General features: G+C 45.4%; 12 protein-coding genes. 8 read left to right on the top strand and 4 right to left on the bottom strand.

All coding sequences use genetic code 11. The features are described from left to right. Positions 1-7: 7 nt before the first annotated feature. The 3 genes from IQQ51_RS02620 to IQQ51_RS02610 are packed head-to-tail and all read right to left on the bottom strand — an operon-like array spanning position 8 to position 4,058. On the bottom strand, positions 8-1,030 hold the full coding sequence (locus IQQ51_RS02620; protein WP_048608646.1) for an ABC transporter permease: 1,023 nt from the start codon (positions 1,028-1,030) through the stop codon (positions 8-10). Positions 1,031-1,061: 31 nt separating this feature from the next. After that, positions 1,062-2,150, bottom strand: coding sequence for a microcin C ABC transporter permease YejB (locus tag IQQ51_RS02615; RefSeq protein ID WP_004730359.1), 1,089 nt, complete (start codon positions 2,148-2,150; stop codon positions 1,062-1,064). A gap of 12 nt (positions 2,151-2,162) precedes the next feature. Next, positions 2,163-4,058 carry an extracellular solute-binding protein gene (locus IQQ51_RS02610; RefSeq protein ID WP_193840280.1) on the bottom strand — a complete coding sequence of 632 codons (1,896 nt, stop codon included), beginning with the start codon at positions 4,056-4,058 and terminating at the stop codon, positions 2,163-2,165. Positions 4,059-4,489: 431 nt separating this feature from the next. Between IQQ51_RS02610 and IQQ51_RS02605 the strand changes: the two genes are divergently transcribed. Then, entirely contained in the window at positions 4,490-5,533 is a 1,044-nt protein-coding gene (locus tag IQQ51_RS02605; RefSeq protein WP_193840279.1) for an endonuclease/exonuclease/phosphatase family protein, read from the top strand. A gap of 115 nt (positions 5,534-5,648) precedes the next feature. Here IQQ51_RS02605 and IQQ51_RS02600 read toward each other — a convergent pair whose 3' ends face one another. After that, positions 5,649-6,245: a porin family protein gene (locus IQQ51_RS02600; RefSeq protein ID WP_193840278.1), complete on the bottom strand. Its 597-nt coding sequence runs from the start codon at positions 6,243-6,245 to the stop codon at positions 5,649-5,651. A gap of 428 nt (positions 6,246-6,673) precedes the next feature. On the opposite strand from IQQ51_RS02600, the gene IQQ51_RS02595 reads away from it, so the two are divergent. The 7 genes from IQQ51_RS02595 to IQQ51_RS26585 all read left to right on the top strand — a co-directional run. Continuing rightward, positions 6,674-6,988 carry a winged helix-turn-helix domain-containing protein gene (locus IQQ51_RS02595; RefSeq protein WP_193840277.1) on the top strand — a complete coding sequence of 105 codons (315 nt, stop codon included), beginning with the start codon at positions 6,674-6,676 and terminating at the stop codon, positions 6,986-6,988. A 199-nt stretch (positions 6,989-7,187) separates the two neighbouring features. Continuing rightward, positions 7,188-7,607, top strand: a complete 420-nt coding sequence (rbsD, locus tag IQQ51_RS02590) for a D-ribose pyranase (RefSeq protein ID WP_017060853.1) — start codon at positions 7,188-7,190, stop codon at positions 7,605-7,607. A 99-nt stretch (positions 7,608-7,706) separates the two neighbouring features. Further along, positions 7,707-9,212: a ribose ABC transporter ATP-binding protein RbsA gene (gene rbsA / locus IQQ51_RS02585; RefSeq protein ID WP_009844906.1), complete on the top strand. Its 1,506-nt coding sequence runs from the start codon at positions 7,707-7,709 to the stop codon at positions 9,210-9,212. Then, positions 9,209-10,195, top strand: a complete 987-nt coding sequence (gene rbsC, locus IQQ51_RS02580; RefSeq protein ID WP_017082395.1) for a ribose ABC transporter permease — start codon at positions 9,209-9,211, stop codon at positions 10,193-10,195. The genes rbsA and rbsC overlap by 4 nt, the downstream gene beginning before the upstream one ends. Positions 10,196-10,322: 127 nt before the next feature. Next, a complete protein-coding gene (gene rbsB / locus IQQ51_RS02575; protein WP_017058470.1) occupies positions 10,323-11,201 on the top strand; it encodes a ribose ABC transporter substrate-binding protein RbsB in 879 nt (292 codons plus the stop codon). A gap of 205 nt (positions 11,202-11,406) precedes the next feature. Further along, complete coding sequence (gene rbsK, locus IQQ51_RS02570; protein ID WP_193840276.1) at positions 11,407-12,351, top strand: ribokinase; 945 nt, start codon at positions 11,407-11,409, stop codon at positions 12,349-12,351. Positions 12,352-12,503: 152 nt separating this feature from the next. After that, positions 12,504-13,155, top strand: a 652-nt coding sequence (locus tag IQQ51_RS26585; protein ID WP_228012652.1) for a LacI family DNA-binding transcriptional regulator, incomplete at its 3' end; no start/stop codon positions are given.

Below are 13,155 nucleotides of genomic sequence, written 5' to 3'. Positions count from 1 at the left end.
CCTATCCTTACTTCTGTTGATGTGGGTCGAAAGCATCACGTACCGCTTCACCAACGAAGACCAGTAACGTAAGCATCAGTGAAAGCACGACGAAAGCAGAAATGCCAAGCCAAGGCGCTTGTAAGTTAGCTTTACCTTGCGCCAACAGCTCACCCAATGAAGGTGAACCCGCAGGCAGACCAAAACCTAAGAAATCTAACGACGTTAATGTGGTGACCGAGCCTGAAAGGATAAACGGCATCATGGTTAACGAAGCCACCATCGCGTTGGGTAACATGTGACGAAGCATAATGCGTTTGTCATCAACGCCCATCGCTTGCGCGGCTCTCACGTAATCAAAGTTTCGACAGCGTAAGAATTCAGCTCGCACAATCCCCACTAAACTCATCCAACTGAACAGCACCATTATTCCGAGTAACCACCAGAAGTTCGGCTCGATAAAACTCGACAGAATGATCAGCAAGAACAGGGTCGGCATGCCCGACCAGACTTCAATGAAGCGCTGACCAAACAGATCCACCCAACCACCGTAGTAACCTTGTGTCGCCCCAACCACGACACCGATTACGCTCGATACAATCGTCAGAATAAAGCCAAATAAGACAGAAATACGGAACCCATAAATGATACGAGCTAATACATCTCGCCCTTTATCATCGGTTCCTAACCAGTTCACCGAGTCAGGCTCCGACGGCACCGCGCCCGAAATATCGAAGTTTATCGTGTCGTAGCTAAACGGAATGATTGGCCACACGATGTAGCCGCTGTCTTCAATGAGTTCGATAACATACGGGTCTTTGTAGTCGGCTTCGGTTTCAAACTCGCCGCCAAATTCGGTCTCAGCATACTCATTAATGACGGGTACAAACCACTGATTATCATAAGAAACCAAGAGTGGCTTATCGTTGGCGATGATCTCAGCGAACAGGCTCAATCCAAACAAAATGGTAAATATCCAAAGGGAGATAAAACCACGCTTGTTTGCTTTAAAACGTAACCAACGAGCTTCAGCTAAAGGGTTGTTAAACATTTATTATCAATACCTTTTTATTCATTCGCCATTAACGCGCTTCAAAATCAATTCGAGGATCAACCCAGGTATACGTCAGGTCGGAGATAATGCTCAGCACCAAGCCAAGCAAGGTCATGATATAGAGAGAGCTGAACACCACTGGGTAATCTCGCTGAATGGTCGACTCAAAACCAAGTAGACCGATGCCTTCGAGTGAAAACATCACTTCAATCAACATAGAACCCGTGAAGAAAATACTAATAAATGCACTCGGGAAACCCGCAATAATGATCAACATCGCGTTACGGAAAACGTGCTTGTAGAGAATGCTGCTCTCGTCCAAACCTTTCGCTCGCGCGGTCACTACATATTGCTTATTAATTTCATCAAGGAAGGAGTTTTTGGTCAGCATGCTCAGTGTGGCAAAGCCACCGATGACCATGGCAAAAATAGGCAAAGCTAAGTGCCAGAAATAGTCGCCAATTTGCTGATACCAATTGAGCTGGTCGAAGTTACTCGACACGAGTCCACGCAATGGGAACCAACTGAAGTAGTTACCACTCGCGAACAAAATAATCAGGATAATCGCAAACAAGAAGCCCGGAACGGCATAGCCGACAATTACCACCGCACTCGACCAAATATCAAACCGAGAACCGTGATGTATCGCCTTCATAATGCCTAGAGGTATCGAGATCACGTAGATGATTAAGGTACTCCACAATCCCAAGGAGATGGAGACGGGCAGCCGCTCGATGATGAGATCAATAACGTTGCCGCCCTTAAACAGGCTTTCACCGAAGTTAAAGGTCGCGTAGTTTTTCAACATGTCGAAGTAGCGAACATGAATCGGCTTATCAAAACCAAACTGCTTTTTGATCTCTTCAACCACTTCAGGATCAAGCCCGCGTGAGCCTTTATAGCCACTCGCAGACGCTTGGTCACTTTCGCTTAAATCAACTTCTTGTCCACCACCAGAAAAGCGCTCCATAATGCCAGAGTTATGCCCTTCTAATTGAGCAACAGCTTGTTCTACCGGACCTCCCGGCGCAATCTGGATGATGAAAAAGTTGATGGTGATGATCGCCCACAGCGTGGGGATCACCAACAATAAACGTCGAAATATATACGCGGCCATGCTAACTAACTCCTAGCGACGTTTTTCAGGAAGCAATGCCGCCTTCTCTTCTGAAATCCACCATGTATCGATACCTAAATCGTATTTAGGCAATACATCTGGACGCTCAAACTTGTCCCACATAGCTACGCGATATTCACCGACGTGCCATTGCGGGATGTTGTAGAAATTCCACTGCAATACGCGGTCAAGTGAACGACCTAGTGTAAGAAGCTTTTCAGGATGCTGTTGGTTACGCGCAATTTCTTCTGTTAACGCGTCAACCACTGGATCGATAACACCTGCAGTATTGTAAGTAGAATCAATGTAGTTAGAGTTCCAAACGATCATTAAGTTCGGGCTAGGATAAGGGTTTGCGGAAAATGACGACGAAACCATGTCGAAATCACGATCACGCAAGCGCTTGATGTATTGAGTGGTATCGATGGTACGGATCTTCATCTCGATACCCATGCGCTTAAGGTTCTTTTGAACCGGCGTTGCGATACGCTCCGTGGTTGGGCTGTAAATCAGCAACTCAAATGACATCGGCTTGCCAGTCTTTTCGTTGGTCATGACTTTGTCTTTCAGCACCCAACCCGCTTCTTTCAATAGTTTGAAAGCGGTACGCATCTGGCTACGAATACGGCCGCTGCCATCGGTGACGGGAGGTTGGAATTCTTCAGTGAAAACTCGCGGTGGAATTTGATCTTTGTACTGAGACAGCAACTCGACTTCCGCTTCGCTTGGTAAGCCTTTCGCTTCATAGTCGGTATTTTGGAAGTAGCTACGAGTACGCTTGTACTGACCATAGAACATGTTCTTGTTCATCCACTCAAAGTCCATCGCGTAAGTTAACGCTTCACGCACTTTAGGGTCAGAGAACACAGGAGACTGAATGTTGAAGACGAAACCTTGAGTCGTTTCAGGTTTCTCGTGGTTAATCTCTTCTTTAATGATGTAGCCTTTATCGAAGTTCGCGCCCGTATAAGAGTTGGCCCAGAACTTAGCCGAGTTCTCGGTTCGAAGATCGAACTCCCCTGCTTTGAAGGCTTCCAACATTACCGTGTCGTCACGGTAGTAATCGTATTGCACCTGCTTGAAGTTATTACGGCCAACGTTAACGGGTAGGTCTGCTGCCCAGTAGTTTTCATCTAGACCATAGGTAACACTTTGGCCTGATTTGTAGCTGATGATCTTATAAGGACCACTACCGACTGGTGGCTCACTTAGAGGCTCAGACAGCTTTCTGTCTTTCCAGAAATGTTTCGGCAATACACGAGTGCTTTGCGCGAAGCTGAACAGTTTTTCGCGGTTTGGACTGTTCATTTCAATACGAACAACCAAATCAGAGACCGCTTTTACTGACTTAATTTCTTTGTAATACACACGATACTGAGGCACGCCCTCGGTTGAGAACTTGTCAAAGGTGAAGGCAACATCATGCGCGGTGATAGGCTCACCATCTTGGAATTTAGCATTTGGGTTGATGTCGATTTCCATCCAAGTGAAATCACTGGCGTAGCGAACCTTTGAAGCAATCAATGGATAGTACGCATCAATCTCGTCGCTCGGAGAAAACATCAAGGTATCGTAAATCTCTCCGGTATAACTTGCAGCAACGCCACGGGAACCGAATCGATTAAAGCTATCGTACGTACCTATGCTGCCATAGGTCACTTTGCCCTGCTTTGGCGCATCAGGATTAACGTAATCGAAGTGAGTAAAATTGGCTGGATATTTTGCTTCACCAAAACCAACCAGTTGTGTGGTTTCAATAACGGTGACAGCAGGAGTTGATTGGGTTTCAGAAGCGTAAATAACGGAGGGTTGTAAAGCAATAAGCGGCAACATGATTGCACATGACTTCAAATTAAACCTGAAAAACTGAGTGCGTTGCGAGGCTTTGCGTCGAAAAACTGTTCCCATTTGACTCTCCCTTCAAATGTCATGAATTCTATATTCAAGTTGATTTATCGGCTTTGAATGCATGCCGTTAAATCAAGTATAGGTTCAAATCTAACATCATGTAATAACTAATAAAACCATCAGCACTCTATCTCTGACGGTTTATTTACAAATTACTCGTCACCGCTCGAAGTTATTGGATGCAGTGAGCTTTGATTCCTTTGATTCCTTTGGTTCCTTTGGTTCCTTTGATTGAGTTGATTAGCTTGGTGGCGTTGGAAAGCACGGGGGAAGGCAGAAGCACTAAGATTGCGCTAGCCTGAATGACACAAGCCTCCACGACTTAGATTTCCTTTGATTCGCTTCTAAAGTGAAATTTAAGCTCTAAATAATCAACAAACTATACTTTTACTGGAGTATCCTTGCTGCCTAGGTCTAAATGGAATGACACTTTGAACAAACCAAACCAAATAACATTCGCAACGTTCAACCTTCTGAACTATATCGAGCCACCGAATGCTTATTATGATTTTGAGAACATCTACAGCTTCGAAGAATGGCAGAAGAAGCAACATTGGATGGCTGAAGCGATTCGTTCATTAGATTGCGATGTGATTGGCTTCCAAGAGATATTTAGCCCGCAGTCTTTAGAGCAATTGATGAACGAGCTAGGTTATCCATACTTTGCAGTGATCGATAGCGCCCACGTTGAAGATGATTACCTCTACACCTCACCTGTCGTTGGGATCGCTTCCCGTTACCCGATTGAAAACGTACAGCCTGTTACGCCAGATTCGAAGTTACTGACAGCATTCAACCTTGACGACAAATTCTCATTCAACAGAACGCCTGTTCACGCGACGATTACGTTACCCCATTTAGGTTCAACCGACTGTTATGTGGTGCACTTCAAATCACAACGTCCGACAGAACCAAAGGTAGAGTCTGGTGATGCGAACAACGCTCTGCAAAGCGAAAAACCACAAAGCGACACACTCACCCGCTTCCATCAAGAACAGCTTGGTTCTTGGCTATCGAGTGTCCAACGCGGTCTAGAAGCTCAGATGCTGCATCAATACATCACCAACCAACGTTACCAAACCGAGCAACCTGTTGTGTTGATGGGCGACTTTAACAAACCTCTGTTTAATGATGAGTTTAAAGGGCTGTTGAGTTACTCAATCAACCGAGACGAAAACAGCAAGCATTGGCTATCCCACTTTCGATTGAAAGACAGCTGGGATCTTTATCATCAACTACATGAAGAAGACTTGCTTGAACAGCGTAAGCCAACCCATTATTACGGCGCTTCTGGGTCTGTACTGGACTACATTTTGATGTCGAACGAGTTTGATTGTCAGAACTCTTCAAGCTTGATGGAGATCTCTAGCTACACAGTGTTAGACCATCACCTGATTAATCCTAGTTTTGAACACGACCAATTCAGTACCGACCATGCCATCGTGTCTGTCACCGCTCATATTCGTGAAGCCTAGAGTTAAACATAAAAAAGCCGCAGTCAAAAACTGCGGCCTTCCACTTTAGCTAAACGGGTTGAGCCAACCGACGCCCCATTTAGAAACCGATTTACCGTTCAACAAAGTGTGAAACTTAAAAGTTGTAAGTTGCGCCAAGGTAGAATGAATCGATCACGAGATCTTTATCATTTTCAAAAGCTGAATCGCTCTCAATAACAAATGCATCCGCTTCATAGCCTAACCTAAAGCTGACGTTATTAGCCTGTTTAGGGGTGTACTCCACTCCGAAACCATAGCGAATACCCTCACCACTATCGTCATCAAGCACCGGCAGCGACTGGTCTAAATCAATCGTCGACAAACCGATGATGCCAAAAGGGCGAATTCCATTATCAAACGTGTAACCTAGATTAGCACTGATCGAAAATGCAGTCGGAGACCAAGTGTAAGTAGATTGGTTTAATGCATTTTTCGCAACAACGTCGCCATAATTCGTATATTGCGCCTCTAGCGCGACGATGCGATTAAATTGGTATCCAGCAATTATCTTATATGTCTCATCTTCAGCATCAACAGTAATTGGTGCTTGAGTGTTTTTATAGAGCCCACCATCATCAATACCAGACGTACCAATTGCACCACCTAGATAAAATCCACTGTCTGCTGCCATTACATTGTTTGCTGCAAATGCTGACATCATCGCGATGCTTAGAATAAATTTGTTGTTCATTACTGCTTAACCTTACTTAATGCAAATCAAGATTGTTCCGCCTTCCTGTGCTGCACAATCTTGTTAGAGTTATCCGACACCCCGTCGAATTGGCAAGCAGGTTAATCTCACAGAAAACAAAAAAATAAATAAAAATATAATCACTTTGTAACTTCAGCCAACATAACCAGTAAAAACCAAATAACTCATTGAATAAGATAGAAATAAAACCCTGTCATTTATTCAGAATAACCTTCCCTCTATTTTTCAAACCGTCCCATTTTTAGATTTTATTCTCATGAGCTTACGCAGGCTTACTTTCAAGCGTGATGTGATTTTGCATAATCCGCCCACTTCGACCATTAACACACTTAAATAGTTACCCGCTCCAACAGCAGGCCAGTTTTGCTCAATCTCCACAATTCAGAATAAGACGAACAGAAAACACGATGAACCACACAATAGACTTCAACGGCTTAATCATTGATATCGACGCTCGAACGATTACCAATCAGCAAGGAAACAAAATCACTTTGCGCCCTCACCTATTAGCAGTGCTCTGCTTGTTATTGGAAAATGTGGGAAGACCGATTTCAAGAGAGCATATTGTTGATGTGTGTTGGGACGGGCAACTCTCGTCACCGCATGTTCTTGCTAACGTCGTCTATAACCTACGCAATGTCTTCGCGCGATTAAGAGCACCCAACGTCCAGATCATTACCATCAGTAAGTTCGGATATGCGCTATCGATTGAATCTATATAAAGGATTTATGCAATCAATGGCGGTGACTAAGATCACCAAAAAACGCCCCATCGAAACGTTTCGATGATCATTATCACACTCTAAAACAATCAAACGTGCAAATGATAAATCAGACACTATTATCACTATCGAAACGTTTCGATGGCTTTTCTTGAGTTGTCCTCAACCCATCAAGCGTTATTTTTCGATAGGTCGTGATATGAAAAAAAGTACTCTAATAAACTCTGAACTCTCTTACCTAGTGGCGACTCTTGGCCACACAGATGAAATCACGATTTGTGACGCGGGCTTACCAATTCCAGACCACGTAACTCGTATTGATCTTGCTTTGACTCACGGTGTCCCAAGCTTTCAGCAAACGGTAAAAACCATGCTGGATGAATCTCAAATCGAAGGCGTTGTGATTGCAGAAGAGTTTGCGAAAGTAAGTCCAGAACACCACGCAGCGCTGATTGATTTAATCAAGACAGAAGAAGCACGTTGTGGCAAATCGCTTTCGATTACTTACATCACTCATGAAGAATTCAAGCAGCGAACGCATGAAAGCCGTGCAGTGATTCGCACAGGTGAATGCACACCATACGCGAATGTTATTTTCCAAGCTGGCGTAACCTTTTAGCTCAAGCAAAACGCAACGACAGCTCAGTGTTATCACTGAACCAAAACAATGCATAGACAGAACAATCAAATACAACTGGCCCCGAGTAAAGGAACCGACATGACTCAAGCCATTTTAGAACTTAGCTCAATTGAGAAAGCCTTCCCTGGTGTTAAAGCACTGGATAAGGCAAGCCTCAACGTTTACCCAGGACGCGTAATGGCGTTAATGGGTGAAAACGGTGCGGGTAAATCAACCCTCATGAAAGTGCTTACGGGTATCTATCACTTGGACGGCGGCACTATCGCTTACCAAGGAAAACCTGCCGCATTTAAAGGGCCACGTGATTCTCAACAAGCAGGTATTAGCATCATTCACCAAGAACTAAATCTAATTCCTGAGTTGACCATCGCCGAGAACATCTTCTTAGGTCGTGAAATCACGGGCACCATGGGTCGCATCTTGTGGAACGAGATGTACCAAGAAGCAGACAAGCTACTTAAACGCCTTAACGTGAAACACAGCTCGAAAACACCTTTAGGCCAGTTGAGCCTTGGTGAGCAGCAAATGGTAGAGATCGCGAAAGCCCTATCGTTTGAATCTAAAGTCATCATCATGGATGAACCAACCGATGCGCTAACCGACACCGAAACTGAATCTCTGTTTAAGGTGATTAACGAACTGCGCGATGAAGGCTGTGGCATTGTTTACATCTCTCACCGTTTGAAAGAGATCTTCGAGATTTGTGACGACATCACAGTACTGCGTGACGGTAAGTTCATTGGTCAGTGTGAAGTAAAAGACACCGACGAAGATGGCCTAATCGAAATGATGGTTGGCCGTAAGCTAGACGAACAATATCCACGTATCGGCCAGAGCCACGGTGAAACTTGTCTTGAAGTGATTGGCCTGACGGGTTCTGGTGTTCACGATGTGAGCTTTACGCTAAAACGCGGTGAAATCCTGGGTGTATCTGGCCTAATGGGCGCAGGTCGTACCGAGCTGATGAAAGTGATTTACGGTGCCCTTCCAAGTGAACGCGGCGTCATCAACCTAGAAAACAAAACCATCAACCCTGTAAGCCCGAAAGACGGCTTAGCCAATGGCATTGCTTACATCTCTGAAGACCGTAAAGGCGATGGCTTAGTTCTAGGGCTTTCTGTTAAAGAAAACATGTCGTTATGTTCACTTGACCTACTAACAAAGAGCGGTCAAATCCAACATAAAGACGAAGTGATTGCAGTAGATGACTTCATCAAGCTATTCAACATCAAAACCCCGACTCGCGAACAGATTATTGGCAACCTTTCTGGTGGTAACCAACAGAAAGTGGCTATCGCTAAGGGCTTGATGACCAAACCAAAAGTACTGATTCTCGACGAGCCAACGCGTGGTGTCGATGTCGGTGCTAAGAAAGAGATTTACCAACTCATTAATAAATTTAAAGCCGACGGCATGAGCATCATCTTAGTCTCATCTGAAATGCCAGAAGTATTAGGAATGAGTGACCGCATCATGGTGATGCATGAAGGCCGTGTAAGCGGTGAATTTGATGCTAAAGAAGCAAACCAAGAATTATTACTGGCGTGTGCGGTCGGTAAAAAGATCAACGAGGACGCAGCATGAGTACTAAAACCATGAGCAAAACAACTGAAGCTCCAAAGAAAAAACCGTTAATCAGCAAAGAGTGGCTGATTGATCAAAAGTCATTGATTGCTTTGATCTTCCTGATTGTTGTCGTTTCTTTCTTAAACCCGAACTTCTTTACTGTCGACAACATCCTAAACATTCTGCGCCAAACCTCGGTTAACGCAATTATCGCTGTAGGTATGACGCTGGTTATCTTAACCGCGGGTATCGACTTGAGTGTGGGCTCTGTACTGGCACTTTGTGGTGCATTCGCAGCCAGCATGATTGGCATGGAAATCCCAGTGATGATCGCAGTGCCAACCGCTCTTGTAGCAGGTGCAGCATTAGGTGCAATCAGTGGCGTGATTATCGCCAAGGGTAAGGTTCAAGCCTTCATCGCAACACTTGTGACTATGACTCTATTGCGCGGCGTGACCATGGTTTACACCGACGGTCGTCCTATCTCAACTGGCTTTACAGACACAGCAGACGCATTCGCTTGGTTCGGTACAGGCTACGCAATGGGCATCCCAGTTCCAGTATGGATCATGGTCGTGGTATTCGCAGCGGTATGGTACCTACTGAACCACACACGCTTTGGTCGCTACGTTTACGCTCTTGGTGGTAACGAATCAGCAACTCGCCTATCAGGCATCGACGTAGACAAAGTAAAAATCGGCGTTTACGCAATCTGTGGTCTGCTAGCAGCAGTGGCAGGCATCATCGTGGCATCTCGTTTGTCCTCAGCTCAACCTACCGCAGGTATGGGTTATGAATTAGACGCCATTGCAGCCGTAGTTCTTGGCGGAACAAGCTTAGCCGGCGGCCGTGGTCGCATCATGGGCACATTGATTGGTGCTCTGATTATCGGTTTCCTAAACAACGCCCTAAACCTATTAGACGTATCTTCTTACTACCAGATGATTGCAAAAGCAGTGGTTATTCTTCTGGCGGTATTGGTCGACAACAAAAACAAATAAAACCTATTCACATCCTAGGTTAATACAAGTAACACCCTGTTTTACCTTAAAATATTAGAATCTATAAATAATGTAACTACGAGCTAGGACTCACCTCCTAGCTCACCCTACACAAAGGACTTACACCATGAAAAAATTAGCGACTCTTATTTCTGCTGCTCTTCTTTCTACAACGGTATCTGTGTCTGCACAGGCGCAAGATACAATGGCAATCGTTCTGTCTACATTGAACAACCCATTCTTCGTAACCATGAAAGATGGCGCAGAAGCGAAAGCGGAAGAGCTAGGCTACAAGCTTATCGTTCTTGATTCTCAAAACGACCCAAGCAAAGAGCTTTCGAACATTGAAGATCTAACCATTCGTGGTGTTAAAGCAATCCTGATTAACCCAACGGATTCAGACGCTGTGTCTAACGCGATTCGTATTGCCAACCGCTCAGACATCCCTGTACTGACGCTAGACCGTGGTGCAAGCCGTGGTGACGTAGTAAGTCACATCGCTTCTGATAACGTAATCGGTGGCGAAATGGCAGGCCACTTCATCATGGAAAAAGTGGGCGAAAAAGCGAAAGTAATCCAACTTGAAGGTATCGCTGGTACTTCTGCTGCTCGTGAACGTGGTGAAGGCTTCATGAACGCAGTAAACGGCAGCGACCTTGAGCTTCTAGCAAGCCAACCAGCTGATTTCGACCGTACTAAAGGTCTGAACGTAATGGAAAACTTGCTTGCAGCTAACCCAGACGTACAAGCAGTATTCGCTCAGAACGATGAAATGGCTTTAGGTGCTCTTCGTGCAGTTCAAGCTTCAGGTAAAGAAGTGATGATCGTTGGCTTTGACGGCACTGAAGACGGCATCGCTGCTGTTAACCGTGGCCTACTTGGCGCAACGGTTGCACAACAGCCTGACCTAATCGGTTCTCTAGGCATCGAAATGGCAGACAAAGTACTGAAAGGCGAAACAGTAGACGAGTACGTACCAGTACCTCTAAAAATCATCGCTAAGTAATCGTTACTAAGTAACGCGATATAAAGCAGGGGTCCCCTATCCCCTGCTTTGCTTAACTCATTAGCTCATTTACTCACTGACTTAGCATAAAAGCATAAACCCGACAGTGCATCGCTGTTTCTCATCCGCCGCTAACAAGCGAGCAATCAACGTAATGAGAAAGACCCATGCATTTTCAAATACGATATATCATAAGGCTCGTATCATGACTCAACTGATTGTTTTAGGTAGCGTTAACGCTGACCACGTACTGCAAGTTCCTTCGTTCCCTCGTCCGGGTGAAACCTTGATTGGCGGTAACTATCAGGTCATTCCTGGCGGCAAAGGCGCAAACCAAGCCGTAGCAGCAGCAAGATTAAACGCAGACATTGGCTTCATCGCCTGTGTCGGTGACGACCCATTTGGCATCAACATTCGTCAAGATTTTGCTAAAGATGGTATCAACATCGACGGCGTGATCGTTGCAGACAACACGCCGACAGGCATCGCGATGATCCAGGTATCAGCAACAGGCGAAAACAGTATTTGTCTTTCTGCGGAAGCCAACGACAAGCTGACTTGCGATCAAATCGAACCGCACCTAGAAAAGATTCGCGGCGCTAAATACCTGCTGACTCAGCTTGAAACACCAATTGAAGGTATTGAATACGCAGCAAAAATAGCAAAAGAGAGTGGCACGCAAGTGATTCTTAACCCGGCTCCTGCTCGTCCATTATCGGATTCACTGCTTGCTTGTGTTGACGTGATTACACCGAACGAAACTGAAGCAGAAGTGCTGACAGGCATTACCGTGACGGACAACGCGTCTGCTCATCTAGCTGCGTTGGCTCTGCATGCTAAAGGCATCGAAACAGTAATGATCACGCTAGGCGCGAAAGGCGTTTGGGTGAGTCATCGCGGTCAAGATAATGAAGCCAGCGAAGGTGAATTAGTCGCAGGCTTCCGTGTTGAAGCAACAGACACAACTGCCGCTGGTGACACTTTCAATGGCGCATTAGTCACAGGCTTGCTTGAAGATATGCCACTAGAGCGTGCGATTAAATTTGCCCACGCTGCAGCTGCTATCTCTGTGACACGCTTTGGTGCTCAAACGTCGATTCCAAGCCGTGCTGAAACCGATGCGTTTTTGGCAGAGCAACTGTCTGCTTAACTTGATAGCTATTTGAAGGCCTAACTCCTGAGCTAAACCGTGGTTAACGGATGTTAGCCTTCAAATTCGGTAACAACAAATAACAAGCATAAGCCCCTGTTTTCAGGCAGAATATCGCCCAACGTGGAAGGTTATTCCCACAAGGATTTTTTATGGCAACAATGAAAGACATCGCACGGCTCGCAAAGGTTTCGACTTCTACCGTGAGCCACGTGATCAACAAATCACGCTTTGTCAGTGAAGAGATTGCTGAGCGTGTTAACAGTGCGGCTAAAGAACTTAACTATGCGCCTTCTGCATTGGCTCGCAGCTTGAAAATGAAGCAAACCAAAACCTTGGGAATGCTAGTGACCACATCCACCAACCCATTCTTTGGCGAAGTGGTGAAAGGTGTCGAACGTCGTTGCTACGAAAAAGGCTACAACCTTATCTTGTGTAACACCGAAGGCGATAGCGAACGCATGAAATCCTCTATCGATACCTTGCTGCAAAAGCGTGTCGATGGCCTGATGCTAATGTGCTCAACCCTTGAAGGCGAACATATCGATGTATTCGAGCGCTACCCAGAACTGCCTGTTGTGGTAATGGACTGGGGCCCTATGTTGTTTGCGAGCGATAAGATCCAAGACAACTCGCACCAAGGTGGCTACATGGCAACTAAGCACCTGATTGATAACGGTCATTCTCAAATTGGTTGTATCACAGGACCACTGCACCGCAATCAAGCTTCGTCTCGTTATCAAGGCTTCAAGCAAGCAATGGAAGAAGCCAATTTAGAGATCAACCCTAAGTGGATTGTTGAAT

It is taken from the genome of Vibrio sp. OPT18 (genome assembly GCF_015163615.1).
GTDB lineage: Bacteria > Pseudomonadota > Gammaproteobacteria > Enterobacterales > Vibrionaceae > Vibrio > Vibrio coralliirubri.
Note: the sequence above shows the minus strand (reverse complement) of the source record. Positions and strands in the feature narration are given on the sequence as shown.

Bases quoted from the DNA above. Each gene is read 5' to 3' on its own strand.
- rbsD (WP_017060853.1), top strand. From the start codon at position 7,188: ATGAAAAAAAGTACTCTAATAAACTCTGAACTCTCTTACCTAGTGGCG.
- IQQ51_RS02615 (WP_004730359.1), bottom strand. From the start codon at position 2,150: ATGGCCGCGTATATATTTCGACGTTTATTGTTGGTGATCCCCACGCTG.
- rbsB (WP_017058470.1), top strand. From the start codon at position 10,323: ATGAAAAAATTAGCGACTCTTATTTCTGCTGCTCTTCTTTCTACAACG.
- IQQ51_RS02600 (WP_193840278.1), bottom strand. From the start codon at position 6,245: ATGAACAACAAATTTATTCTAAGCATCGCGATGATGTCAGCATTTGCA.
- rbsC (WP_017082395.1), top strand. From the start codon at position 9,209: ATGAGTACTAAAACCATGAGCAAAACAACTGAAGCTCCAAAGAAAAAA.
- rbsK (WP_193840276.1), top strand. From the start codon at position 11,407: ATGACTCAACTGATTGTTTTAGGTAGCGTTAACGCTGACCACGTACTG.
- IQQ51_RS02620 (WP_048608646.1), bottom strand. From the start codon at position 1,030: ATGTTTAACAACCCTTTAGCTGAAGCTCGTTGGTTACGTTTTAAAGCA.
- IQQ51_RS02595 (WP_193840277.1), top strand. From the start codon at position 6,674: ATGAACCACACAATAGACTTCAACGGCTTAATCATTGATATCGACGCT.
- rbsA (WP_009844906.1), top strand. From the start codon at position 7,707: ATGACTCAAGCCATTTTAGAACTTAGCTCAATTGAGAAAGCCTTCCCT.
- IQQ51_RS02610 (WP_193840280.1), bottom strand. From the start codon at position 4,058: ATGGGAACAGTTTTTCGACGCAAAGCCTCGCAACGCACTCAGTTTTTC.